At 29.5% G+C, this 25,796-nt stretch carries 21 protein-coding genes; 7 read left to right on the forward strand and 14 right to left on the reverse strand.

What is annotated here, in order from left to right:
- Positions 1-89: 89 nt before the first annotated feature.
- The 4 genes from AQ1685_RS15560 to AQ1685_RS15575 all read right to left on the reverse strand — a co-directional run bounded on the left by AQ1685_RS15560 (position 90) and on the right by AQ1685_RS15575 (position 5,903).
- The gene (locus tag AQ1685_RS15560) at positions 90-3,341 is read right to left on the reverse strand and encodes a M36 family metallopeptidase (protein WP_095073686.1); all 3,252 of its coding nucleotides are present in this window, start codon (positions 3,339-3,341) and stop codon (positions 90-92) included.
- Positions 3,342-3,503: 162 nt separating this feature from the next.
- Positions 3,504-5,105: an ABC transporter substrate-binding protein gene (locus AQ1685_RS15565; RefSeq protein ID WP_095073688.1), complete on the reverse strand. Its 1,602-nt coding sequence runs from the start codon at positions 5,103-5,105 to the stop codon at positions 3,504-3,506.
- On the reverse strand, positions 5,089-5,406 hold the full coding sequence (locus tag AQ1685_RS15570; RefSeq protein ID WP_095073690.1) for an antibiotic biosynthesis monooxygenase family protein: 318 nt from the start codon (positions 5,404-5,406) through the stop codon (positions 5,089-5,091). Before AQ1685_RS15570 ends, AQ1685_RS15565 begins: the two co-directional genes overlap by 17 nt.
- Complete coding sequence (locus AQ1685_RS15575) at positions 5,403-5,903, reverse strand: GNAT family N-acetyltransferase (protein ID WP_095073692.1); 501 nt, start codon at positions 5,901-5,903, stop codon at positions 5,403-5,405. Before AQ1685_RS15575 ends, AQ1685_RS15570 begins: the two co-directional genes overlap by 4 nt.
- Positions 5,904-5,943: 40 nt before the next feature.
- Here AQ1685_RS15575 and mtaB point away from each other — a divergent pair, with 40 nt between their 5' ends.
- The 6 genes from mtaB to AQ1685_RS15605 all read left to right on the forward strand — a co-directional run bounded on the left by mtaB (position 5,944) and on the right by AQ1685_RS15605 (position 13,428).
- Complete coding sequence (gene mtaB / locus AQ1685_RS15580; protein ID WP_095073694.1) at positions 5,944-7,278, forward strand: tRNA (N(6)-L-threonylcarbamoyladenosine(37)-C(2))-methylthiotransferase MtaB; 1,335 nt, start codon at positions 5,944-5,946, stop codon at positions 7,276-7,278.
- A 42-nt stretch (positions 7,279-7,320) separates the two neighbouring features.
- The gene (locus tag AQ1685_RS15585; protein ID WP_095073696.1) at positions 7,321-8,085 is read left to right on the forward strand and encodes a DUF6438 domain-containing protein; all 765 of its coding nucleotides are present in this window, start codon (positions 7,321-7,323) and stop codon (positions 8,083-8,085) included.
- Between the two features lie 8 nt (positions 8,086-8,093).
- On the forward strand, positions 8,094-8,753 hold the full coding sequence (locus AQ1685_RS15590; protein ID WP_095073697.1) for an alpha/beta hydrolase family protein: 660 nt from the start codon (positions 8,094-8,096) through the stop codon (positions 8,751-8,753).
- 31 nt (positions 8,754-8,784) lie between these two features.
- Entirely contained in the window at positions 8,785-9,732 is a 948-nt protein-coding gene (locus AQ1685_RS15595) for a lytic transglycosylase domain-containing protein (RefSeq protein WP_095073699.1), read from the forward strand.
- A gap of 358 nt (positions 9,733-10,090) precedes the next feature.
- The gene (locus tag AQ1685_RS15600) at positions 10,091-13,096 is read left to right on the forward strand and encodes a T9SS type A sorting domain-containing protein (protein ID WP_095073701.1); all 3,006 of its coding nucleotides are present in this window, start codon (positions 10,091-10,093) and stop codon (positions 13,094-13,096) included.
- Between the two features lie 80 nt (positions 13,097-13,176).
- Entirely contained in the window at positions 13,177-13,428 is a 252-nt protein-coding gene (locus AQ1685_RS15605; protein WP_095073703.1) for a hypothetical protein, read from the forward strand.
- Positions 13,429-13,509: 81 nt separating this feature from the next.
- On the opposite strand, the gene AQ1685_RS15610 is transcribed toward AQ1685_RS15605, so the two are convergent.
- Positions 13,510-14,577, reverse strand: a complete 1,068-nt coding sequence (locus AQ1685_RS15610; RefSeq protein WP_095073704.1) for a hypothetical protein — start codon at positions 14,575-14,577, stop codon at positions 13,510-13,512.
- A 239-nt stretch (positions 14,578-14,816) separates the two neighbouring features.
- Between AQ1685_RS15610 and AQ1685_RS20540 the strand changes: the two genes are divergently transcribed.
- A complete protein-coding gene (locus AQ1685_RS20540; RefSeq protein ID WP_231970208.1) occupies positions 14,817-17,687 on the forward strand; it encodes an FAD-dependent oxidoreductase in 2,871 nt (956 codons plus the stop codon).
- Positions 17,688-18,076: 389 nt separating this feature from the next.
- On the opposite strand, the gene folE is transcribed toward AQ1685_RS20540, so the two are convergent.
- The 9 genes from folE to AQ1685_RS15665 form a co-directional block, all read right to left on the reverse strand.
- Positions 18,077-18,766: a GTP cyclohydrolase I FolE gene (folE, locus tag AQ1685_RS15625; protein WP_095073706.1), complete on the reverse strand. Its 690-nt coding sequence runs from the start codon at positions 18,764-18,766 to the stop codon at positions 18,077-18,079.
- Positions 18,767-18,814: 48 nt separating this feature from the next.
- Positions 18,815-20,179 carry a histidine--tRNA ligase gene (gene hisS / locus AQ1685_RS15630; protein ID WP_095073708.1) on the reverse strand — a complete coding sequence of 455 codons (1,365 nt, stop codon included), beginning with the start codon at positions 20,177-20,179 and terminating at the stop codon, positions 18,815-18,817.
- A 69-nt stretch (positions 20,180-20,248) separates the two neighbouring features.
- Entirely contained in the window at positions 20,249-21,178 is a 930-nt protein-coding gene (locus AQ1685_RS15635) for a YihY/virulence factor BrkB family protein (protein WP_095073710.1), read from the reverse strand.
- 19 nt (positions 21,179-21,197) lie between these two features.
- Positions 21,198-21,542: a hypothetical protein gene (locus AQ1685_RS15640; protein ID WP_231970209.1), complete on the reverse strand. Its 345-nt coding sequence runs from the start codon at positions 21,540-21,542 to the stop codon at positions 21,198-21,200.
- Positions 21,543-21,642: 100 nt separating this feature from the next.
- Positions 21,643-22,215 carry a pentapeptide repeat-containing protein gene (locus AQ1685_RS15645; protein WP_095073713.1) on the reverse strand — a complete coding sequence of 191 codons (573 nt, stop codon included), beginning with the start codon at positions 22,213-22,215 and terminating at the stop codon, positions 21,643-21,645.
- 54 nt (positions 22,216-22,269) lie between these two features.
- A complete protein-coding gene (locus tag AQ1685_RS15650; RefSeq protein WP_095073714.1) occupies positions 22,270-22,974 on the reverse strand; it encodes a hypothetical protein in 705 nt (234 codons plus the stop codon).
- 181 nt (positions 22,975-23,155) lie between these two features.
- Entirely contained in the window at positions 23,156-24,046 is an 891-nt protein-coding gene (locus AQ1685_RS15655; RefSeq protein WP_095073715.1) for a hypothetical protein, read from the reverse strand.
- Between the two features lie 44 nt (positions 24,047-24,090).
- The gene (locus AQ1685_RS15660) at positions 24,091-25,287 is read right to left on the reverse strand and encodes a hypothetical protein (protein WP_095073717.1); all 1,197 of its coding nucleotides are present in this window, start codon (positions 25,285-25,287) and stop codon (positions 24,091-24,093) included.
- Between the two features lie 66 nt (positions 25,288-25,353).
- A complete protein-coding gene (locus AQ1685_RS15665; protein WP_095073718.1) occupies positions 25,354-25,785 on the reverse strand; it encodes a hypothetical protein in 432 nt (143 codons plus the stop codon).
- Between the last annotated feature and the right edge of the window lie 11 nt (positions 25,786-25,796).

The following is a 25,796-nucleotide window of genomic DNA, read 5'->3' on the forward strand; positions in this document are numbered from 1 at the left end:
AGACTTTACCGTTTAATTTTTATTCTTAACCGAAGCGCATAAAAAACCTCTTGATTTCTCAAGAGGTTAAAAAATTAGTTCTCTACAAACTATTTAACAATGAACTGTTTTACATCTGATGCATATTCATTTTCAAGTCTCAACATGTAAACTCCAGATTCAAATCGATCGATATTTATAGATCTTCGATTTTTTAAAGGAGCCTGCTCAATTACCTGACCTAACATATTAATAATAGTATATGTTGTATTTGATAGGTCTTTCTCTGATCCTCCTATTAAATTTAATAAATATCCTTTTTGTACTGGGTTTGGAGCTATTGTTAATGAAGCTAAAATCCCTTCATCTTCATCTCCTAGAATATCAACTCTAGTACCAAAATCATTTGTAACTACTGCAGAAGAACTACTACAGCTACCTTCATAAATTCTAACATTTGTAAAAGTTGAATTATTTCCTGAACCACCATCATTATCGTTAATAAAGACTAAGCGATCCATTGTTCCGGTATAAGAATCTCCAACAGGAATTACATAGGTTGTTGTTCCACTTGTGTAATTATCAAAATTTGTAATTCCATAATTCTGCGTTCCATGTACTTTAAAATAACGTGTAGCTGTTAATGTATTATCATCTTCAAAACCAATTGCGTGAATTTCACCTTGAGAAGTACTACTAAATTCAAACTCTATTACTGTATTTGGTGTTACCGTGTAATCTAAAGGAATGAATTTCCATGTATTATTTGTTAACGTTAACGAAGCTCCACTGGATCCGATAGAAAAATCACCTGCTGAATCTTGATTAGAAAAAGGAGTTATAGTAAAATCATTAAAGTTTAACGAAGTACACCCAGGATCTGGGTTACCTCCAGTATTTTCTCCAATCGTAATTGCATCTAAAGCTATATCACTTTGCCAACCTTGATTACCAGAACCTGTAACTACTATAAAACGTACTTGAGCTTTAGCTTCTCCTGCATAACTACTTAAATCGATATTAGCTGATTGCCATGTATTTCCTTGATTTCCAGTTTCTGTAAATACAGACACCCATTCACCATTATTTGCTCTAGCTTCAACTGTTAATGAATTTATCGTACTTCCAAACATATGATATTCAAAAGAAAGACTAGGGTTAGTTAACGTACTAAAATTTAAACACGGTGAATTTAAAACTGCTCTTTTATTAGGAAAACCTGTACCATTTCCAGAAGCTTCTACATAAATATATGTATTTCCATCTGCTGCTGAACTTGGTCCTGTATTATTAGAAGGTGTACCATTAGCATCTCTTGTAAAATCTATATCATCACCAGTTGTCGCGTTTGTCCAGTCTCCAAAATTAGTTTCAAAACTCTCACTGAATGGAAAGTTTGTTATTTCTCCTGAACACTCATCTCCTCCTGGATTTGGATTACCTCCATCACATGGATTTGTAAATGAAACTGTTTGGTCTGTTTGACCGTTTGAACCTCCGTTATTATTTTCATTAGCTCCTTCACCTACTCCTCTTTCAGCAAAAGCTTTCCAAATTAAACAGCTATACTGTCCTCCGTATAAATCTTGATCTGCTTGTAAAATTCCATCACGTCCAGAAACAAAACCAGGATTTGCTGCTGTATTTTTTAATCCTTCTATAACTAGAGCCATTGCAATATTATTACCACCAGTACCATTATAAAAATCAGGATCAAAACCTTCTTGGTCTATCAGTAACCAAGTCATATCCCATAAAATAGTTGCAAAAGCATACCCAACTCCATGCGGTCTAGCTAAACCTCCTATATCAGCATAATCTGTATCGTTTATCGATCTGTCTGTAGAATACACTGTTGGTCTAATTCCTAATCCATCTAAACCTTGCCCTAAAACATATGTTCCAACTCCTCTTCTATCTGTTCCTTGATCACCTGCTTTCATTGTGAGCATTAATCCAAACCAATCAGACCAACCTTCTCCCATTTGCTCAGAACCTCCAAGAACATTGGAATTTCTTCCTCCAACTAATCGCGTGGAAATACCATGTCCATATTCATGAGCTATTATAATATTATCAAAAGATCCATCTCTTCCTGGATTTGTTCTATTCCATAAAAACATTTGCATTCTTGGGTTACTTCCATCTGGTGGTGTACCAAAGTTTGCATTATTAGTTCCACTTCCATCTTGAGAATCTGCATTTACAGAATCACTTCCTGCACCACCTCTTCCATAATTATTTTCTTGAAAATTACCACTAGCTTCATCGAAACCATATTGATACCAAACATCATGCATAATGTTGTTCCAATAAAATAAATTTGTTGTAGAAGCACTTCTATATGAACTAGGAGCTTGATTCAAATTTACTGGAAAATCAAAATCTAATCCTGAACCTCCATTAGGTGAAGCTCCAGTTCCATTGTTTCCATTGGCATCTTCTTGTGCCCAAACGTTATTTCCTCTGGTAATAGTGAACTCTGCTCCATTTGCTCCATTCGTATCATGCCATCCGAAAGGAGATGCGGTTGTGTTAGCAGGATCAACAACTATACTTCTACCTCCATCATCAGGGTTAATTAAAGGCATTGGATATACATTGTAAGAATCTGGAGCAAACATCATAGAAGTTTTTGCATATGGAGCCATTACATGATTTTCTTCTTCTTTATGCTCTCTGTGTTTTAAAACGTGCGTATGATCATGATCTCCAAAGTTACATGAGATTACCCAGTTATCTTCAGTAATAATGGTATTTGATGAAACATCAACAAAACTATTCCACCAATTTTGACCTCCTTCTTCATAAAGAGTTACATTCCAACACAAATGCAATTTCCCTTTATGAGAAACATATACTTTCTTTACAGTTATAGGTTCATTATCTTGAGTATTACCTGTGTTTAAATATTTACTAAAACTATCTCCTTCTGAAGAACGACTTATCGTTTTTACTAGTCGTTGCGCAGGCTTCAAGTTATGAGCACGGATCACAGTGTTAATAGCTGCGTCTTCTCGTATTTGCCTTCCTCTATTTTGAGGAATTTTAGCAGCTAAACCAGTAATAAACTGATTCTTTTCGAAATTAATTTTACTATTAAATACCGACAAATTTGAAGTAGCATTAACAATAGGTATCCCTTTATGATACTGAGTAACATAATAATGCGTAAGTCCTTTTTTAAGTGACGAAGCTGTACTTGTTACTTTCCATTCTTTAAAATCTGAAGAATTATTTTCGCTCTTTTTTTGAAGAGATTTAAAGTGTTGATCTAAAACACTTAAATCTTTAGTTGAGTTTTGGGAGTAACTTACTTGTAATGCTAGAAATAGCACTACAACAACGTAGATTTTTTTCATTTTGTTTTAATTTTGAAAGGTTAACTTATTCTAAAAATATCAAAATCAATCCTTTAAAAATAATTTACTTTCAAAACCAACAAAAAAGACAAAACTGTTTTATTTTAACTTAATTTTTTAAAAATTTAACAAAAACAACGTTAAAAAAACATTTATTTAAAATTATTCTTTTCTCACCTGTTTTAAACTCAATAAATCAATTGGGTTTATACCTAAATTTTTCACATTCTTTCTTGAAAACCGAATTACCTCATCATAATATAATGGTATCACTGGTGATTCTTTAATTATAATGCTATCCATTTCTTGATATAAACGATAGCGATGAATAGTATTCGTTTCTTTGATTGCTAATTGATACAAAGAATCAAATGCCTGATTTTTAAAATGTGTATAATTTGGTCCATTAGGAGTGAAATTTTTACTGTAGAACAGTGATAAATAGTTTTCTGCATCAGGATAATCTGCTATCCAACTAGCTCTAAATATAGGAAGTTTACCATTGGCTTTTCCTTGTCGTAAAGTAGACGGTAAAATCACTTCTACTTTAACATCTAAACCTATATTTTGTAATTCTCGTTGAATGAATTCACATAAATCTAAATAATTACTATTTGTAGTAATTGTTATTATTACTTCTTTTTTCCCTGTAGACTTTTTAAAATCATTTACAAGTTGTTTCGCTTTTTCAGGTTGATATGTATAACCTTTAATTCCTGAAAACGATGGTAATCCTTTAGGAATAAAACCATGAATAGCTGGTTCCCCAATATTATTACGTAAAAATTTCATCATTTTTACTCTATCAAAACCATAATTAATTGCTTTTCTAATTAACCTTGATTTTGTGGGATACTCATCTGCTACATCCATGTAAACTCCTAAATACTCTGTATTTAAATATGCCCCTTTTTGCATATTTACTTTAGCTTTATATTTTTCTTGTAAAGTACCATCTGTAGCTAAAATTTCATCTTTATAAGAAGCATCTAAACTTTTCATAAAGTCAATATTCCCTTGAATAAACTGTAAAAACTCATTTTGTTTATCAGGTAAAAAAGTAACAGCTACTGCTTCTAAATACGGCAAAGAATTTCCTTCTTTATCTTTTTCAAAATATTTTTCGTTTTTTCTTAAAACTAACTTGGTATTTTCTACCCATAATTTGAATTGAAAAGGTCCTGTTCCTATAGGATTTGACCTAAAATCATTTTTAAAAAAATCTATAGCTTCCTCAGGAACTACTGAGCAATACTTCATACTTAACAAACCTAAAAAAGGTGGGAAAGGTTGTTTTAATTCTATTTTAAATATGGAATCATTTATTGCTTTTAAATTATCTACATGTTGTAAAACCCATCTACCTGGAGAAGCAACTTTTTCATCTAATAATCTACGAAATGAATACTCAAAATCTTTAGCTACTACTTTTCTTGTTTTACGATCACCAAAAAGTTTATGTTTATGAAAATAAACATCGTTTCGTAATATAAATGTATACGTTAATCCATCTTCAGTTATAGTCCAACTCTTTGCTATGTCTGGTTTTACTTTTAAACTATCATTTAATTGCACTAAACCATTAAATAACTGATGAACTCCCCATATATTAGGCTGATCTTTTGCAAAAGCCGGATCTAAAGAAGAAATATTAGAATGCTCATTATAACGAAATACTTGATCATCTTTAAACTTAGAAGATTCATTCTTACAAGATCCTAAAAACACACATAATAATAGTATAAAACTATTTCTCAAAACCATATTCTCGTTCTACTTTACATATTCGTAATTGGTATTGTTGATACCATTTTTGTCGTCCCATTTCCCTAGCATATGTATGTTCTACATTATTTTTCCATTTAGATATAGCTTCTAAACTTTTCCAATACGACACTGTAATACCAATTTCACTTCGGGCAGATTCTATACCTAAATACCCTTCTTGTTCTTTAGCTAAATTATCCATCTTCTCTGCCATTTCTTGATATCCTTCTATATTATCAGTTAATATTGTTGTGAATATTACTGCGTAATATGGTGCTGTGAAAATTTTCGCTATCATAATTTTAATTCGTATTTAGTTTCAGGTAAGCCAATGTCTTTACTAACAAATTGATGCACTGGTTTAAAATTTAATTTTTCTAAAATTTTGGCTGAGGCTATGTTTTCATTTACAACATTACCAATCAGCTTTGTCATTTTTATTTGTTTAGCATATACTATTAATCCTTCACAAATTTCATATCCAAATCCATTCCCCCAATACTCTCTAATAAATCGATATCCTATTTCATCTTCATTTTGTTCATCTTTAACTAGCGCAACTGTTCCTAAAAAATTCTTAGTTTTTTTATCTTCAATTGCATAAATCCAAAAATCATTATTCGGCAATGTATATTTAGCTATTACTTCTTTTAAATTCTGCTGAACACCTTCATAAGTATCAACTTCTCCTGTAGCATATTTTAAAACTAAAGGATCACTTTGTAATTTATAATATCCTTCTATATCTTCTAATTTTAGATATCTAACTTCTAGTCTTTCAGTTTCAAAAATCATTTTCAATATTGTACTTTTGCAATCGGTTAAATGTACAAGAATGAATGCGGAAAAAAAAGTAGCTTTTTACACATTAGGTTGTAAACTAAATTTCTCTGAAACTTCTACTATCGCTAGAAACTTTGTTAACGAAGGTTTTGAACGCGTTGAATTTGAAGAAAAAGCTGATATATATGTAATTAACACTTGCTCTGTAACAGATAATGCAGACAAGCGATTTAAGACAATTGTTAAGTCTGCACTTAAACAAAATGACGAAGCTTTTTTAATTGCTGTAGGTTGTTATGCGCAATTAAAGCCTGAAGAATTAGCAGCTGTAGATGGTGTTGACCTAGTTTTGGGTGCTACTGAAAAATTTAATGTAACTAGTTACATCAATGATTTAACAAAAAATGATGTCGGAGAAGTTCATTCATGTGAAATAGAAGATGCTGATTTTTATGTTGGTTCTTATTCAATTGGAGACAGAACTCGTGCTTTCTTAAAAGTACAAGACGGATGTGATTATAAGTGTACTTATTGTACCATTCCCTTAGCTAGAGGAATTTCTAGAAGCGATACTTTAGAAAACGTTTTAAAAAATGCTAAAGAAATTTCTGAAAGAGGAATTAAAGAAATTGTACTTACTGGAGTAAATATTGGTGACTACGGTAAGGGAGAATTCGGAAATAAAAAACACGAACACACATTTTTAGAATTAGTTCAAGCATTAGATAAAGTTGAAGGAATTCACAGATTACGCATTTCATCAATCGAACCAAACCTATTGAAAGATGAAACAATAGAATTTGTTTCTAAATCAGATACTTTTGTACCTCACTTTCATATTCCTTTACAATCTGGTAGTGATGAATTACTAAAGAAAATGAAACGTCGTTACTTACGTAAAGTATACACCAATCGTGTTGCTAAAATACGTGAAGTAATGCCACATGCTTGTATTGGTGTAGATGTAATTGTTGGTTTTCCTGGAGAAACTGATGAACTTTTCTTAGAAACATATAATTATTTATCTGAATTAGAAATTTCTTATTTACACGTATTTACCTATTCTGAAAGAGCGAATACAGAAGCTGTTGAAATGGATGGTGTAGTGCCAAAAAATGTTAGAGCCAAACGTAGTAAAATGTTACGTGGACTTTCTGTAAAAAAACGTAGAGCTTTCTACGAGAGTCAGATAGGGAATACATTATCTGTTTTATTCGAAGGTGAAAACAAAGAAGGATACATTCATGGTTTTACTGAAAACTATGTGAAAGTAAAAGCACCTTGGAACCCTGAATTAGTTAATACTATTCATAATGTAAAGCTAACGAAAATTGATGAAGACGGATTAGTTCGTTTTGATTTTGTTGATACGGAAGTTATTCATTAAATTGTTTCCACATAAAATCAAAAAACACCTCAATATAACATTATGAAAATATTTTTTCTATCTGTTTTTTTATTCGCTTTAAGTTGTGGCGCTCCGAAAGGAGATACCAATAAAACTGAATCGAATTCAGAAAAAGAGACTCACGAAGTAGCTCCACCTAGCGTTGATAAAAAAGAAATCGAAGTAAATCTTTACAATAGACAATTAGTGTTGGTTCTAAATGATCCTAAACGAGAAGATAAAACTAAGGAGTTCTTAAAAAATAGTGGTGTTCAATGGAAAAAGAAGGTTTTTGATAATGGAACGTCAAAAATTGCAGTTGTTGAAATACCAAATGACAAATATGATTTTTGGTTAAATGCTCTTGGAAATTCTAGTGAATTTAAAACGGTAAAAGTAAATGCTGAAAATGTAGTTGAAGATCTTATCAAAAAAGAAGAAAACACTTTGTTATCTATGAGAAAAACTGGGTGTTTTGGAGACTGTCCTACCTACGATATTACTATTGACAAACAAGGTATTGTTTCATATAATGGGAAACAATATGTATTACAAAAAGGTAAAAAAGAATTCCAACTAACTGAAAAAGAATTAGAAACAATAAATAACAAATTAAACAAAAAGAAATTTTCTTCTTTTAATGATGTTTACGATAATCCTAAAATAATGGATTTGGCTTCAACTCATATTTTACATGATGGTAAACAAGTTACAATTCGATTATGGAACGATGATGTTCCTGACGAATTAATTGACTTACATGAATATATAGAAGGTATTTTATTAAAAAAGAAATTCTTTGAATAAAAAACGATATGGAAAAAACTCATTTGTATTTCGTTCCAGGTTTAGCTGCAAACACGAAAATATTTGAGTACTTAGATTTACCGAAAGAAAATTTTGAAACCCATTTTTTGGAATGGATTTTGCCTTTATCTGTTGAAGAAACCATAGAGAGTTATGCTAAACGCATGTGCGAATCTATAAAGCATGATAACCCAATTTTGGTAGGCGTTTCTTTTGGAGGAGTTATGGTACAAGAAATGAGCAAACAAAAAGACTGTAAAAAGGTGATTATTATTTCTAGTATGAAAAGTAATAAAGAATTACCAACCAGATTAAAACTTGCTCAAAAAACTAAGGCTTACAAATTGTTTCCGACTAAAATAGTCGAAAACATTGAAGATTATGAACATCTGTTCTTTGGAGATTATTTAAAGAAAAGAGCAGAATTATATAAAATGTATTTATCAATCCGTAATGCAGATTATTTGGAGTGGGCAATTCATAATGTTTTGAATTGGCAGCAAGATTACGAACTAGAAGACATTGTTCATATTCATGGAAATAAAGATGAAGTATTTCCAATTAAACATATTAAAAACGCTATAGAAGTGGATAATGGTACTCACATTATGATTTTAAATAAAGCTAAAACTATTTCTAAAATTTTGGCTGAAAAATGCGAGTATTAATTTCACTTTTAATTAAAATATAAACATATTTATGCAGGTAAAATTATTACGCATCTTTTACGTCCTTTCTTTTTTAAGTATTTCTTTTTTACTATTAAATTTAAGCAATGCTAAAACAAATAATACCAAACAAATTGAATCATTAAAAGATTCAACAATAGTAAAAACAGAAAAAAACGTTAGTCATCTTTATGAAGTGAAAGCTATCAAACTTCCTAAAAAAATGGAATTTGCAGGTGAAGCTGTACCTTTAGATCAACTCGACATACAGGAACGTTTAGATCGTGAATTGTTAGTTAACACATATTGGCAATCTAATGGTCTTCTATTAATGAAAAGAGCTAATAAATTTTTTCCTTTACTTGAACCATTACTCAAAAAACATGGTTTACCTGACGATTTTAAATATTTATGCGTTGCTGAAAGTGCTTTAATTCAAGTTCCCTCATACAAAGGAGCCGCTGGTTACTGGCATTTTATGCCTAGAACTGGAAAAGAATATGGACTCGAAGTAAACAGCAATGTAGATGAGCGTTATAATTTAGAATTATCTACAAAAGTTGCTGCTGAATATTTAAAGAAAGCTAAAAATAAATTTGGTAGTTGGACATTAGCCGCAGCAGCTTATAATGCTGGGAGTGGTAGAATTTCAACCCGTTTGAAAGAACAAAAAGTAACAAGTTATTATGATCTTTTATTAAACCCTGAAACTGGGAGATATGTTTTTAGAATCCTTGCTTTAAAAGAAATCATGTCTAACCCAAAAAAATATGGTTTTTTATTCGATCAAGAAGATTTGTACACTTTTCCTGAAGTAAAAGAAATATTGGTCGACTACCCTATTCCTGATTTAGCTGACTTTGCTAAACAATATAATATTACTTATAAAGAATTAAAATTAGTGAATCCTTGGTTAAGAGAAACTAAATTAAACAACAATAGTAAAAAGGAATATATAATTAAGATTCCAACTCGTTAACATGAATTAAAAGACATCTGAAATTCAAAAAATCAGATTCAAATAACATGTCATTTTATAAAAAGACATATGTAATTGAAGTTATTTTTCATTTTAACTTTAATTACATGTGTTTTTTTGTTTCTCTACACATCGCTACACCAAAAACAATTCATAACCCTATACAAAACAACACTTTAAACCAAAAAAACTTCTTTTATATTTTATAGTTTTATATTATTTCAGCTAGAATTCCATACACCTTTTTATAAAAAGCATACCCTTTTTTGCTTTTATAAACCCAAATATCTTTTTCCTCTAAGTCCCAAATTCTACCTTTGATAAGACAAAAGAACTATGTAAATAATCCAAAAATTAGATGAAAAAAAAATTACTTCTAGTTACTATATCGTTTATGATATACATTCCTTTTTTTGCACAATGCAATACTATTGTAAATATTCCTGACCAAAATTTTAAAAATGCTTTACTAAATCATTCTCCTATTATAGATAGTAATAATGATGGAGAAATTCAGTGTTCTGAAGCAGAAAATTTAACTGGAAGAATGTCTATTTCAAATAAACGTATTTTAGATCTTACAGGAATCGAAGCCTTTGTTAATATAACTTTATTAGACTGTACAGAAAACTCTATAACTTCTTTAAATACTTCAAAAAACACAAAATTAGAATATATATGGTGTCATTTAAATAGTATAGAAACTATAGATATATCTCAAAACATTTCATTAAAAAGTCTAGAATGCTATAGTAACAAGATAACTTCTTTAGACGTCAGTAATAACATTAATCTTGAAGTATTATGGTGCTACGCTAACGAATTAAACACTTTAGATGTTAGCAAAAATATTAAATTAACAACTCTTGGTTGTGCTGATAATAACTTAACATCATTAGATCTTTCTTTTAACTCTGTACTAACACATATAGATTGTGCTAGAAATAGTCTTACAGCATTAGATATTTCTAATGGTAATAACAATAATGTAAGTTCTTTCTCTTCTATTGAGAATACTGGATTATTTTGTGTACAAATAGACGCTAATTTTACAGTGCCAAATAATAATATTTGGAATAAAGACGTTAATACAAGTTATGGTTCAAATTGTAACTGTAATGTAACTTTACCTGATCAAAACTTTAAGAATGCATTATTAAATCATTCTCCTATTATTGACATCAACAATGATGGTGAAATACAATGTTATGAAGCTGAAAATCTTACTGAAACTTTAAATATTGACAATAATTCTATAGCTGATTTATCTGGGATTGAAAGTTTTGTAAACATTACAAGACTTGAATGTGATGGTAACCAGTTACAAGCTTTAGATATGTCTCATAACACAAAATTAGAATATTTATCATGTTCTTATAATGAGTTAATCGATATTGATATTTCTAAAAACCTACAATTAAAAAGTATATCATGCTCCTCAAATCAACTGAATAGTATTGATCTGACCAATAATACTTCTTTAATCAATTTTCGTTGCTCTGATAATAACTTACAAAGTTTAGATGTATCTAATAATTTGAATTTAAATCAACTTACATTAAGTCGTAATGAATTAACAAGTATAGATGTATCTAATAATCGTAGTTTAACATCCTTATCTTGTAATAGTAATAATCTTAATTTATTAGATGTTTCACAAAATGTAAATTTATCTTCTTTAGATTATTCATTTAATAATTTACCTAATGTTGATTTAAGTCAAAATGTATGGTTATCATACCTAGACTGTTCTTCTAATGAAATTACAGCATTAGATTTAAGCAACAATTCAAGACTTAATAGATTACAAATTAGAGGAAGTAACTTAACATCTTTAGACTTATCTACAAATACTTCTTTAGAAGAAGTATGGATTTCACATAGTCCTTTGTTATTCTCTATCAACTTAGCTAATGGATTTAATAACAGTTTAAATACAATTTGGCTAGAAACAGCTAATTCAAAATTAAATTGTATTCAAATAGACAACGGTTTTACACCTCCAAATAATTGGCGAAAACCTGAAACAGCTTTTTACAGCAACGATTGTTCTTGTACGGTTGACATTCCTGATGCAAATTTCAAAAATGCACTATTAAACAACAGTGATAAAATTGACTTAAACGAAGATAGTGAAATACAATGTACTGAAGTTTTGGCTTTTAGAGGCGTCCTATTAGATCTTAGTGATAAAGGCATCTCAGATTTGACTGGAATAGAAGCTTTTAAAGATATCCAAATATTAATATGTGATAATAATGATTTAACTTATTTAGATCTTTCTCAAAACACAAAACTATCTAATATACAATGCAATAACAATAAAATCACTTCTATAAATGTTACTAACAACAAAGATTTAGTCGTATTAAATTGTATTAATAATGAGCTATTAAATTTAGATGTTTCACAAAATACCGAATTGGCTTCTCTGAGCTGTCAAGAAAATAAACTAGAAAGCTTAGATGTGAGTAATAATAGCGAATTAGATATCCTATTTTGTAATGACAATCAACTTACAAGTATAGATGTAACTAACAATCCTAAACTCTTACTTTTTCAACCTTCAAACAATCCTATAGGTGACTTAGATATTACTCAAAATCCTGCTCTTCTGCAAATAGGTTGCGTAAATAATTCTTTAACAGAGTTAAACGTAGCCAATAATCCTAATTTAAAAGTATTGAGTTGTGGAACAAATACACTAACCAATATAGATGTTTCTAACAATCCTAATTTAGAAGTTTTATGGTGTAGTAACAATTCTTTAAGCTCTATAGATGTAACCAACAACCCTTTATTAAAGCAGTTATTTTTCAAGAGTAATACGCTAAGTACAATTGATATTTCAAATAACCCAAACTTAGAAAGATTAGGTTGTGGTGATAATAATTTAACCAGTCTTGATTTATCTGACAAACTTAAATTAAATACTTTATTCTGTGATGGTAATAATTTAACTACACTAAATATAGGAAATGGCAATAACAGTAATTTTATTGATATGAGAGCAAATAATAATCCTAATTTGCTTTGTATTCAGATAGATGAAAATTTCACAGTTCCTGGAACTTGGGCAAAAGATGCTACTGCAAGATATAGCAGTAATTGTAGAGCTACTGCTAGTGTAAACGATGAAACTATTTATAATTTTAACTTATACCCTAACCCGGTTAATAACATCTTAAACGTAAAGTTTGACGGAAAAGTTAAAAAAGTAGCCATCTACAACTTACAAGGAAAACAAGTAATGCATAGTTTTAAAAGTAAAGAAATAAATATCTCTAAGTTAAGTAATGGACTTTATGTAGTGGCTATAGAAACTGAAAAAGGTAAAGGCATAAAACGTTTTATAAAACAATAAAGAAATTTTCGCGACAATAGACATACACCTTGAATGTCTTAAAATGATCAAGGAAAATAAACTTAAAAATTCAAAATATTATGAAAAAATCAATCTTAAATCTAGGAAAATCTTTAAACAAAACTGAGCAACAAAATATTAATGGAGGTTTTGGACCTTTCGGACCTTCTGTTTGTGCTTCTAGTTCAAACTACATCCTTGAAGGAGGAGAAATCATAATTAACGGAGTAAGAACTAACGACTGTTCATTTCCATCTAGAGCATCTAAAGGAGCCTTTCCAGGATCTAGATGTTACGGAGGTGTTATCAACGGAGTTTGTACTGTAGGATAACGTACTTAATCTAACAAAGATTAAAATAAAAAGAGCGTCTATTTTTATAGACGCTCTTCATTTATATTGAATAATTTTTTTTTACCTTCTTTTTAAAACAAGTTCTATAGTTCCAATAAAATCATCTCCAAACTCTAATACCAATCTATCGGAAGTCACTTCTTTTACAAACAAACCATCAATTGCAACATTTCCAAAATTATACGTTTCAGAATTTCCTCCATCTATAAAATCAGTAAAACTAAAGAAAACAACCGTTAACGAATTATCGTCTTCATTGTAAGCCCAATTACCATCAGCTCTATATTCTTCTTTTACTACTTCATCAAAGACAGGAGTACAAGTTTCTTTTGTACTACTGTAATCTAAAGTAGCATATTCTCCTTTTAAAGATTCAAAGAAACTTCCGTCTTGATTGAAACTGATGTAACCTAACGATTGCGTTAAAGCATCGAAGTCTACAGAAACCGAACTTCCGTTGTCACATATAACCATTTCCACATCTGCATCTTCATCATCTTCAGGAACCCATTCTCCAACAATAGATGCATTTCCACCCCAAGCTTCAATAGTTACACAAACCGTTTCGATTCTACTGATGTTATTATTACTGTCATAAATGCATATATCATAGCAAAATTCACCAGCTGGAACAGAGTTTTGTAAATCAACATTAATTGTTGTTTCTTCTTGCATACGCGAAGAAATTCTATGATCTGATTTTTTAAAGATACTTTTAAAATTAGAAGTTCCATCTACCATTCTGCTAGAAAATGACGAAGCTGGAATATCAAAAAATGTATTTGTTGGATTTCCTTCACTATCCTTAAACTGTACATAAGCTCCCGCTACATTATCTGTAGAAGTAAACTTAATATCAAAACCTGAACCTTGAAAACCTGTTTTCAAATCTGAATTAATTTGAAAATCGAGATCACTATTTGGAGCTGGAGGTGTACCTGACTCTTTTGTAGCTCCACTAATAACAATACCGTTTTCTATTGTAGAAACAGGAGTTTTATTATCCTCTAATGCGTTCTGTTGTTCTGCTACTTCCTCGTTTCCTGCTGTTGGTGAAGAATCACTACTACATGAGGTAAAATAAACACTAACACATAAAGCTAGTGCTAAAAAACATAGTTTTTTCATAATTAAAATTTTTAAAAGTTGACAATTATTTTTTCCAAATATAACAATTCAACAATAACAAAAAGAATTGTCTTATAAGCAATTAACTACCTAATTATATCTATTTTACTTTGTAATCCACGTATAAAGAATACGCTTATAACCAAATATCATACGACTAAAACTTAAAAGAAATCTTCGCTTAAAAAAACAGCTACTTTTAAATATATCAATTAATACAACTATTAAAATTATAAACAATGAAAACTGAATATGATATTATCATTATTGGTGGTGGTGCCATGGGATTAGCAACAGCTGCCGAACTTGCTAAGACAAAGAAAAATGTTCTGGTACTCGAACAATTTTCTTTTTTTAATGACAAGGGAAGCTCTGCAGGATTATCGAGGCAATTTAGAGTTCAGTATGCTCAAAAATATATGGCTCAACTTGCTTTGGATACTATTCCATATTGGGATGAACTTCAAAAAACAACCAAAGATACACTGATTGAAAAAGTAGGTTCATTATGGTTTGGAGACCCAAACATAAGCTCACAAGAAGGAGGAATTAAAGCTGCAATGGAAGTAATGGATGAATTAAACATTCCATACACTAAATTAAAAGCTAAAGAAATCGAAAAAGATTTTCCTTTCAAAAAATTACCAAAAGACTATTATGGTTTTTTTCAGGACCAGGGAGGGATTATTGACTTGAAAGCTACATTGAAAGCGTTATTTAATATCGCTGATAAAGCAAAAAATATCGATTTACTTGAGTTTACAAAAGTTACCAATATTGAATCTTTAAATACTGGAATTATAACAGTATCAACTTCTGAAAACACGTATTCTACAGAAAAATTAGTGATTACTCCTGGTGCTTACATTAATGATATCTTAAAACACTTCGGCCTTTCAGTTAATGTAGATATTTGGGAAATGTCTTCAGCATATTACAAAAAAACAGAAGACATTAAATTACCAACTTGGTTTGTTTTTCAAGAACCTCAAAATACAAGTCTATTTTATGGATTTCCTGAAGAAAATTGGGCAAATCCTGGATACATTAGAGTTGCACCTGATATTCCTGATCAAATTATTAAAGATCCATCAGAAAGGTCAGGAATTCCAAACGAAAAGAGTTTACAACTAAACTCTAATTGGGTTAAAAACCACATGAAAGGTCTAAGTGACACACCTGAATTTACTTCTACTTGTTTAATAACACTAAACAATAACAATAAAGAATTAATGCTAGATACATTACCTAATTGGGTTCATAATCATAAAAATATTGTTGTATATACTGGTGGGTGGGCTGCTAAATTTATTCCTCTTTTAGGAAAAATCCTGTCTGATATCGCCTTAAAGGGTAAAACGAAATTTGACATTTCTCCATTTAAAATTCAATGGCCTGTAGTTCGTGGTGAAGTAAGTAATAAGTTTATTACTGAAGAAGTTAAACGATTACAGTTAGATGTTGCTATAATAGGAGCTGGTGCATCTGGTTTATATTCTGGATATCGTCTTTTAAACGGAACTAATAAGAAAGGAAAAAAACTCGATCTTGATGTTGCTATTTTTGAAATGAGTGATCGTATTGGAGGAAGATTAGAATCTATTAAATTACCAGGAATGAATGTTGTTGGTGAACTTGGGGGTATGAGATATATGACTGAACAAAAAATTGTAACTGCTTTAATTGAAGATGTTTTCTCAACTCAATATGGACTGAATCCTATAGATTTCCCTATGGGAGATGCCAATCATCACTTATATTATTTGAGAAAACAAAGATTTTTTGCGAATAGGTTTGATCAAGCAAAAATAACTGGTGAAAACTTTAAAACTCGATACTTTGTTGAAGAACGTTTTGAAGGAAAAAGTTCAGATGATATTTTCACAGAAATTATTAGTGAAGTATTGCTAGCAGATGGATACTCTCTTAAACAAATTCAAGAAAATCCTAATCCGAGAGAAGAATGGAATAGAGTAAAGAAAGAACTTACATATAGATTTGAAGGACCCTATAACGGACTAAAAGTATATGAAATTGGATTTTGGAACTTACTAAAAGATAGATCATCGCAAGAATGTTATGAATTTTTAGCTCAGGCTGGCGGTTACTATTCTAATACTATAAACTGGAATGCAGCTGAAGCTTTTCCTTATATGGTGGGTGATTTTGCTAGTGATGCAGTAAAATATAAAACTATTGATGGCGGTTACGATCAAATTCTAACTTGTTTAGGAGATGATTTTATTCAAAAAGGAGGTAGTATTTACACAAAAAACAAGCTTAAAACATTTAAGAAAAACCCTAAAAAATCAAGTAAGTATAAATATATATTAAAATTCTATAACTTAGAAAAAGAAGAATATTGGGAAGTTGAAGCTAAGGATATAATTCTAGGAATGCCTAAGCGATCTTTAGAATTATTAGATCAAGACAACTTCTTTTTCAATGCTGAAAAACAACATAAACTCCACAATAATTTAAATTCAGTTATACCAGAACCTTCAGTTAAAATCTTGTTAGGATTTGAAGAACCTTGGTGGAAAAAAGATTTAGGAGCAATGGCTGGTGAATCTATCACCGACTTGCCCATGAGGCAGTGTTATTATTTTGGTGTAGATCCTAAAAATTCACACTCTCTATTTTTAGCAAGTTACAATGATATGCGAACTGTTAGCTTTTGGCAAGCATTAGAAGAAGGAGAAAAATTTCAAACTAGAGAAACTAAATTAGTTAGAGCTAAAAATACCATTTATCCTAATTATGAACATGCGAGTAAAGTTATGGTTGATGAAGTTATGAGTCAAGTAGAAGAATTACACGGACCAAATATTAATGTACCTGCACCTTATACTTCTGCTTACAAAGATTGGACTAAAGATCCTTATGGTGGTGGTTACCACGCTTGGAAAAATAGTTATAAAGTTTGGGAAGTAATGCCATATATAAGACAACCAAAGCAAGAAGAGCGTATTTTTATTACTGGTGAAGCCTACTCTGATCAACAAGGATGGGTTGAAGGAGCATTTTGTGTTACTGAACATATTATGAGAGAACAATATGAACTCGAATGTCCTGAATGGTTAGATAAAGACTACTATTTAGGTTGGTAAAATAAATCTAGACTGTACTGCATTTTTATATTTTAAAATTTATTTCATTTTTTTCTTTTTTATTGGTAACATTTAAATTCTTTCATGAACATAAGAATAGTAACAGTAAAATTATAGATCATGAGTAACATCAAAGATTTAAAAAAAATTGAAATATTAGAAAGAGAAAAGCTACAAATCAATACATCTAAGTATCCTAATAAATGTGGGGAAATTGCCTAAAGAAATAAAAACACATCACAAACTATCCTAACCATAGTTTCTGATTATATAATTAATTGCTATTTTATTTAAACTAAAAAATCCAGTAAAATTTTACTGGATTTTTTTAATTTAAAAAGTGCGGCTTTCACCGCACTTCATATTTATAGTAAACTTCGATTGGTTTGTTAATCGAAAGGTGTATCCATTTTAATATAATCTAAAAACTCTCTTTTAGTATCTTTATTTTTAAATTTCCCTCCAAATTCTGCGGTAACTGTAGAGCTTTCAATATCTTTAATTCCACGAGAATTTACACATAGATGTTTTGCATCTATAACACATGCTACGTCTTCTGTACCTAATGCTTCTTGCATTGCTTGAACTACTTGCATTGTTAAACGCTCTTGAACTTGTGGTCTTTTGGCAAAATAATCTACAATACGGTTCATTTTAGATAAACCAATTACTTTTCCATCTGAAATATAAGCTACATGAGCTCTACCAACTATAGGCAATAAATGATGTTCACAAGTAGAATAAACTATAATGTTTTTTTCTACCAACATTTCTCCGTAGTTGTAATTATTGTCAAAAGTAGATGCCTTAGGTCTATTTTTAGGATTTAGCCCCATAAACAACTCATTTACAAAAGCTTTAGCTACACGTTTAGGTGTACCACTTAAACTATCGTCGGTCAAATCCATTCCTAAAGTGATTAAAATATCTTTTACACTTTCTTGGATCTTTTCTATCTTCTCTTCGTCCGAAATATCAAAAGCATCAGCACGCAATGGTGTCTTAGCAGATGTACCGATGTGGTTTTCTCCTATTTCGTCTATTCTTTCGTCTGTCATATTATTGTGGATCTCGAACATAACTTTTTGTTTAATGTTTTTATGTAAAGATAAAACAAAAAGTTGTTTTTATTGTACTTTTTTTATTATTTCCTTGATAGTAAGATCATTTTCTTCTCTGTTTTGAGTGTTTTTGAACTTAAACTTACCATCTTTTATAGAGGTTACTACAAACTCTATGCCTCTTTTATCTACATATTTCCATTGTTTCTTCTGTTGATTGTTACTTGAAGCCACATCTGGATATAATTCTGTTTTAATTCCGTTAGCTCTTAACTCGTTAATTGCTTTCATTTTAACCAAATTTTCATCTTCGTCAAAATTTAAAAATAAAACTTTAGGTTTGGGTAAAGCTACGGTTTCAAAAAGCCCTAATTCATCCATAACTAGGTAAATACGATCTAAACCAAAGGAAATCCCTACTCCACTAACGTCTTTCAAGCCAAATATCCCGGTCAAATCATCGTATCTTCCTCCTCCTCCGATAGAGCCAATCTTTACTTCTTTTGGTGCTGCAACTTCAAAAATTGCTCCGGTGTAATAATTTAAACCTCTGGCTAAAGTAACATCTAACTCTAAAGTTGCTGTTTGTAAACCTAACTCAGCAATGTGATTAATCACAAAAGTTAACTCTTCAACTCCTTTTAACCCTTCTTCAGAATCTGACAACATCGCTTTTAGAGATGCCAACTTGTCTGTATTACTACCTGTAAAATCAAATAACGGCTGTACTTTTTCGATAGCTTCTTCAGAAATTTCCTTAGAAAGCATCTCTTTTATCACTCCGTCTTTACCAATTTTATCAAGTTTATCTAAAGCAACTGTAAAATCAATTAACTTATCTTTTGCTCCAATAACTTCTGCAATACCTGAAAGTATTTTTCGGTTATTGATTTTGATAGTCGTTCCTTTTACATTTAACTTACTAAAAACTGCATCGTAAAGTTGAACAAACTCTACTTCTTGCCATAAAGAATCACTACCAACTACATCTGCATCGCATTGATAAAACTCTCTAAATCTTCCTTTTTGAGGACGGTCTGCTCTCCAAACTGGTTGTATTTGATATCTTTTAAATGGAAATGTAATTTCATTTTGATGTTGCACTACATAACGCGCAAATGGTACAGTTAAATCGTAACGCAAAGCTTTCTCTGAAATTTTTGAAGTTACTTTTGTGCTGTTTTTTGAAGCTAACAATTCATTATCAACCTTATTCAAATAATCTCCTGAGTTTAAAATTTTAAAAATCAAGCGATCACCTTCTTCTCCATATTTCCCCATTAAGGTTGATGAATTTTCAAAACTTGGTGTTTCAATTGGCTGAAAACCATGCAACTCAAAAGCATATCTTATTGTATTAAAAATAAAATTTCTTCTGGCTACTTCTGTTGATGAAAAGTCTCTTGTTCCTTTTGGAATTCCTGGTTTCATATAGAATATGCTATTTAATTCTTTAATTACTTCGTTTTAAGCCTGCAAATATCCGAATTTATCGGCGGATTATGAAGTTTTATTTCTACGTTTTAATTGATAGATAGAAGCGTTTAATTCGAATCCTAAAAGCAACACTATCGCATTTAACCAAACGAATAGCATTAAAATTAATAATGTTCCTATAGATCCATAAAGTTGATTGTATTTAGCGAATTCTAATACATAAATTCCAAAAAGATAAAATGTAAATAAAGACACTACTGTAGTTAAAAAAGCTCCTGCTGAAAAGAACTTTACTGTTCTTCCTTGTTTTGTTCCGTATCTGAATAATAAATACACAATTGTGTAAATCATAACTAAGAAAATAAAACCTCTTCCTAAATAAAATAAGTTTAACTCGCTTGTATCGAACCAACCAATTTCATCTATTCTAGATAATGCTATTTGATATAATACAACCAAACAAACTACAATAATTAAAAAGAAAGACATTAAAAGTGATACACCTAGAGAAACGATATATGTTTTAAATACATTTCTAAATTCCTGAACATGATACGAATACTCAAAACCTCCAAAAATGGCATTTACACCATTGGTCATTAAGAAAATAGAGGTCAAAAAACCAAACGATAATAACCCCCCGTATTGGTTATTTAAAATATCTTTAATTACTCCATCTACAGCATCGAACGTTTTTGGTGGTAAACCTTCTCGAATTAAATCGAATAATCCTTCTTGAAAACCGTCAACAGGTATGTATGGAATTAAGGTTAGAATGAATAATAAGAATGGAAAAATTGCCATAAAGAAACTAAAAGCAATTCCTCCTGCTCTAGTCGTTAATGCTCCTTTAACAATTCCGATAATATACATTTCGATAACATCGTATAAGGATAAGCCTTCTAAACCGGGAATTTTAATTTCTTTTCCGATTTTAACGAGCCAATTTACTATTGGAATTTTCTCTAGATTTTCTTCTATTCTTTTAGACATTAATGCAAAAATCTGATTTTTATCCCTGATTTAAAAATGAATAGACCATTTTTGAATCTGATTCACTATCAAATTTAATTTTTAATTGAATAGAACTCTTTTCAAATAGCCTGTTTTTGGTTCCAATGATTTTAATGGTTTTGTTTTCTAGTGAAGAAGATTGATACAAAATTTTGAATTTTAAATTATTTTCTAAGTTGGTATTTAATTGAATTACATCGTAATTAAACTTACTTTGTATTAGAATATAATTTTTAAACAACTTCACATTACCAATCCAAAAACTTCTCTTGATAGATTCAATATTTTTTATTTCAACATTGGCAAATGAATTTATTAATGGCTCTTCAGAAAGCAAATGCATTGTTTTCTTTTTTTGATTCATCGTATACATTACACCTGTTATAAAAAACAAGATTATGATAGAAATAAAAAAAGTTGAAATGATGGAGTTTATATCCAATTTATGAAACAATTTTGATTTTATACTTTTCTAGCAAATTAGCAACATTATCTTTTGAAAAAATTGCTTTTTCTACTCTATTAGACTCTAAATCGATAGAAAAGTTACGCGCAGTTTTGAAATTTACATTTCTTAAATCTGAAGCTTCAAAAATTGACCCAAGTAAATCACAATCATCAAAGTAACTAAACTGAAGATTTGCTTCAGTAAAATCTACTTCTTTCACACTACAATTTACAAATTGAAAATTTTGCATTTTTAACTGATAAAAAGAAGAATAATCAACTTGACAATCAGTAAAATTTATCTTCAGTAAAAAAGGATCTATTTCGTAGAATTTAATTCCTAATAATTTTGAACTATAAAAATGGACTTCTTTAAAACTACTCTCTTTCAATCTTGTATTGCTCAAATTACAATCGATAAATTCACATTCTAAAAACTCTGAATTTACAATATGCATATCCGAAAAATCGCAATTCTCAAATATACAAAAATCAAAATCTGATCTGCTTATTTGATCATTTGTAAAAGCTACTTTTTTAAATGTTTCATTGTCGTAATAATCGTTCATCTTACTATTCTTATGTTAGAATAATAATAGTATAAATTTCTCAAATAAATTATTTTAAGATATTCTTTTATTCATAATCCAGGATTCTATCATTTCATCTGACATTAACTTTCCTATCACTCTGTACTTTGAATATGCTATTGGACTGTAAGAATTTAATTTTTCTGAAACTACACCTTTTTCTGGTTCGTAATAATCAGCATGTATAAAACGGACTTTATTTTTATTTACGTAGATAAAACCTGTGTGTGAATCTAAACCCACCAAATACAAACCATCTCCTGAATTTACAAGATACTTTTCTATATTTTCTATCGGCTTATTTACAAATCGCTTGATCTTATTTTTGGCTAATCTTTTAATAAAGACTTCTGATGCAGACTGTGCCCATTTCACCCTTGGGATATCAAACCCAACATCTGTTAAAATATTAGTGATGAAATATCCGCATGCAATTTTACCTTGTTTTGGAATTCTAGTAGTTCCATTAAAATCCCATTTTGTACCGTACCAATACGGAAACAATTCTGTTCCGATACTACTTACTAAATACAATCTGGCTTTTTGTAAAATAATCTTCTTCTCTTCAGGACTTGAAGCTATGTACTCTTGTTTAAAAGTATTTCGTTTGGATAGTATTTCTTTTATAAAAGCTACATATTCTTTTTTATTTTCTCTATCTACTTTTTCTTCTTCTTTGATTTTACCTAAACACGATAACGTGGTTGAAAAAATTAACACAAGTAATATTTTTTTCATTTTCTTTACAATTTAAAACTACTTCTAAAAGTTACACTACAATACTTCTCCTTTTATTTAGTATCATAATTACATAGTAATTTTTACTATCATTATAAAATAAGAACAGTGATAATATTTAAAATTTGACCATTTCAATTCTTTTATTTTCTTGTAGCAATTCATTTTTGCAATAATAATCTTAATGCCTAGCATCACATTTCACCCATAATCTGTTACACGATGGTTCTAAAAATTCTATACTATTACAATTGAATGAATAATACATAAACCCTAGTATTACTGGTGGTTTATTTTTAAATAATTTACCTGTCCATTGCTCATAATGTTGGCTATTATCCTTCTGTTGAAAAGCCAACGGAGCTGGTGTTGCTCCTTCGCTACCATGAAAAAAACCATTATAAACTATTTTCTCTTTTTGTTTAATTATCAAATGAAAAACTTTGTTATACATATCTTCTTTGTCTTTTATTTTCAAGTAATATGTGTAATCCTTATTTATAAAACTATAATATTGTAATGTATCTGTTTTATTAAATAAAAATGGTTTATTAAAATCTGTAGCCAAAGCTTTTACTGTAGGAAATTTATCTTTTTTTATCTTCTTCCAAATAATTGGTTTCATGCCTCCTTTATTAAAAGGATCTTGATCACCTATAAAAACATACGATTCTACATAATTATCTAGCTCTCCTTTTTTAACTTTATTTTTTAAATCAAAAGCTATATAATCATATCCTCCATAAGCATCTTCTCTGGTTATTATAGATAAATCTTTAACTTTAAATGTAATTATTTCATTTATGATAAAACTATAAATAAATACACTATCGAACTCTTTAATACCTATTTTTTCAAGAACTTTTTTTCTAGATTTTGGAGTCAATGTTTCTTTTAAATCCATTTCTTCAATTTCTTTCCAATCAATTCCATCTGATAAAATTATAAAGTAATTTTCCTTATTATTTTTTTCATAGGTTTGAACATTGTAGATATTAAATAATCCTTTTTTTTCTTGTGCTTTTAAAGAAAAGACAAGTGTTAAAAGTAATATCAAAATAGTATTTTGCATTAGTGTAATTTCTATTTTATTAATATTTATCTTTAATTAATTATCTAATGTCTATTATCACATAAAACATAAATACTTTTTTCTTTTTCATTTAGAAAATGAATTCCTTCACAACCAAATGATTGATAAGATAAGCCAAAAATCACTGGATTTCTATTTTTCAATAAAACACCAGTCCATTGCATTAAATATTGTTTTGATTCTTTGAATGTTAATGGCGTAGGTGAACTTCCTTCTCCTCCTCCCATTACTAATGTTTTAACTATTTTATTATCAGTAACTATTGTAATTAATGGATCTTGAAAATACCTCTCTTTATTTTTTTGTATTCTTAAGAAATAAGTATAATGTTTGTAGTGAAATTCAAAAATCTCAATACTCTCCATTTTATTTTTTTCAAGTGATTCTATAATCTCAATAGTCTCTTGCGAATACTTTCTTTTATCAACTTTATTCCAAATCAAAGGAATTAATTTTCCTTTTGCAAATGGGTTCTGACTACCTATTCCCACAAAAGACCTGTAATAAACATCTGTCTCTTTTGCTGCTATTTTATTACGCATACTAAATCCTATAATATATTCCCATTCATCTACATTATCACTTACACCATAAGGATTTGGTTCTGCTACTATAGTTAAATCTTTCACTTTAATTTTTAAAGTTTTATCCTGAAAATAATTATATATGTAAATAAAATCTGATTCTTTAATTCCTAGTTTAAAGAGAAATATTTTTCTGTAATTTCCTTTAATTATGTTACGCCTAGCTTCGTTTTCTCCTAAAAATTCCTTTTGAATAATTTCTCCTGTTTTATACTGATATAAAGATGCATCATCTGTTAAAGGAATAAATCCAAAATATTGATTTGTTTCTTTTATATGATAGCTCTGAAAGTCATATAACTTAGGTTCTACCCTTTTTTGAAGCTTAGTTAAAAAACCATCAAAAACATAAACTGTATCTGAGTTTTCGGTAATTTTTACACCAACCCATTCACCCTCAATATAATTAGAGTTTACTTTTACACTACTAAGGTTACCTGTGCGTTCTGTGATTTTTACTTTAGTTAGAGGTGCTAGTTTACCTAATATTTTCCCCCAAGGTTTTGCTCTATAATTCAATCCATTTGTAGCTAGTACATAATAAGTTGTTGTATCTTTTTTAAAAGTATTCTTACTTTGTGCTTTAACTTCTATTAAACTAAATAGAATCGATAGAACGACTATCAAAATTTTCATATCAATTAATTATTAAAAATTATTTTTTAAGTATTTATTCTTTTCTTCAAGTTATTTCGGCGTTTTCTATTTAATATTCTCTTTAAAATCATATTCTTTATCTTGCCCATTTGGATATGTGATAGCGCCTTTTAATTTTCCATTTTTCAAATTCAACTTCAATTTTTCTAAATAAGTATATCTAACCTCTTCTGGATTTGAGTTAATAACAACAACTTCGTCATCTAAACTCCAAGCATATTTAAACTGATATGCTACTGTTTCTTTATCACAACTTGATCTATTTTTCTCTGTAATTGTAACTTCTTCTTTGTTGAATTGTAACACTAAGAATATTTGTTGTCCTGCGCAAGGATTTGGCTCTGGCGTTTCCTCACATATGTATCCTACTTTAGCTGAAAAAATTTTACCAACTAAACTTTCTTTTGTTTGCTGTGCTTGAAGGTTGATAGCAATAATTATAAAAACTATATTTAATTTTATTGTTTTGAGTCTCATGAGGAAATCTA

The organism is Tenacibaculum jejuense (assembly GCF_900198195.1).
GTDB lineage: Bacteria > Bacteroidota > Bacteroidia > Flavobacteriales > Flavobacteriaceae > Polaribacter > Polaribacter jejuensis.

What these genes read in the sequence shown, in the direction of transcription:
- AQ1685_RS15560 (WP_095073686.1), bottom strand. Translation starts at nt 3,341, where the DNA reads ATGAAAAAAATCTACGTTGTTGTAGTGCTATTTCTAGCATTACAAGTA.
- AQ1685_RS15565 (WP_095073688.1), bottom strand. Translation starts at nt 5,105, where the DNA reads ATGGTTTTGAGAAATAGTTTTATACTATTATTATGTGTGTTTTTAGGA.
- AQ1685_RS15570 (WP_095073690.1), bottom strand. Translation starts at nt 5,406, where the DNA reads ATGATAGCGAAAATTTTCACAGCACCATATTACGCAGTAATATTCACA.
- AQ1685_RS15575 (WP_095073692.1), bottom strand. Translation starts at nt 5,903, where the DNA reads ATGATTTTTGAAACTGAAAGACTAGAAGTTAGATATCTAAAATTAGAA.
- mtaB (WP_095073694.1), top strand. Translation starts at nt 5,944, where the DNA reads ATGAATGCGGAAAAAAAAGTAGCTTTTTACACATTAGGTTGTAAACTA.
- AQ1685_RS15585 (WP_095073696.1), top strand. Translation starts at nt 7,321, where the DNA reads ATGAAAATATTTTTTCTATCTGTTTTTTTATTCGCTTTAAGTTGTGGC.
- AQ1685_RS15590 (WP_095073697.1), top strand. Translation starts at nt 8,094, where the DNA reads ATGGAAAAAACTCATTTGTATTTCGTTCCAGGTTTAGCTGCAAACACG.
- AQ1685_RS15595 (WP_095073699.1), top strand. Translation starts at nt 8,785, where the DNA reads ATGCAGGTAAAATTATTACGCATCTTTTACGTCCTTTCTTTTTTAAGT.
- AQ1685_RS15600 (WP_095073701.1), top strand. Translation starts at nt 10,091, where the DNA reads ATGAAAAAAAAATTACTTCTAGTTACTATATCGTTTATGATATACATT.
- AQ1685_RS15605 (WP_095073703.1), top strand. Translation starts at nt 13,177, where the DNA reads ATGAAAAAATCAATCTTAAATCTAGGAAAATCTTTAAACAAAACTGAG.
- AQ1685_RS15610 (WP_095073704.1), bottom strand. Translation starts at nt 14,577, where the DNA reads ATGAAAAAACTATGTTTTTTAGCACTAGCTTTATGTGTTAGTGTTTAT.
- AQ1685_RS20540 (WP_231970208.1), top strand. Translation starts at nt 14,817, where the DNA reads ATGAAAACTGAATATGATATTATCATTATTGGTGGTGGTGCCATGGGA.
- folE (WP_095073706.1), bottom strand. Translation starts at nt 18,766, where the DNA reads ATGTTCGAGATCCACAATAATATGACAGACGAAAGAATAGACGAAATA.
- hisS (WP_095073708.1), bottom strand. Translation starts at nt 20,179, where the DNA reads ATGAAACCAGGAATTCCAAAAGGAACAAGAGACTTTTCATCAACAGAA.
- AQ1685_RS15635 (WP_095073710.1), bottom strand. Translation starts at nt 21,178, where the DNA reads ATGTCTAAAAGAATAGAAGAAAATCTAGAGAAAATTCCAATAGTAAAT.
- AQ1685_RS15640 (WP_231970209.1), bottom strand. Translation starts at nt 21,542, where the DNA reads ATGCATTTGCTTTCTGAAGAGCCATTAATAAATTCATTTGCCAATGTT.
- AQ1685_RS15645 (WP_095073713.1), bottom strand. Translation starts at nt 22,215, where the DNA reads ATGAACGATTATTACGACAATGAAACATTTAAAAAAGTAGCTTTTACA.
- AQ1685_RS15650 (WP_095073714.1), bottom strand. Translation starts at nt 22,974, where the DNA reads ATGAAAAAAATATTACTTGTGTTAATTTTTTCAACCACGTTATCGTGT.
- AQ1685_RS15655 (WP_095073715.1), bottom strand. Translation starts at nt 24,046, where the DNA reads ATGCAAAATACTATTTTGATATTACTTTTAACACTTGTCTTTTCTTTA.
- AQ1685_RS15660 (WP_095073717.1), bottom strand. Translation starts at nt 25,287, where the DNA reads ATGAAAATTTTGATAGTCGTTCTATCGATTCTATTTAGTTTAATAGAA.
- AQ1685_RS15665 (WP_095073718.1), bottom strand. Translation starts at nt 25,785, where the DNA reads ATGAGACTCAAAACAATAAAATTAAATATAGTTTTTATAATTATTGCT.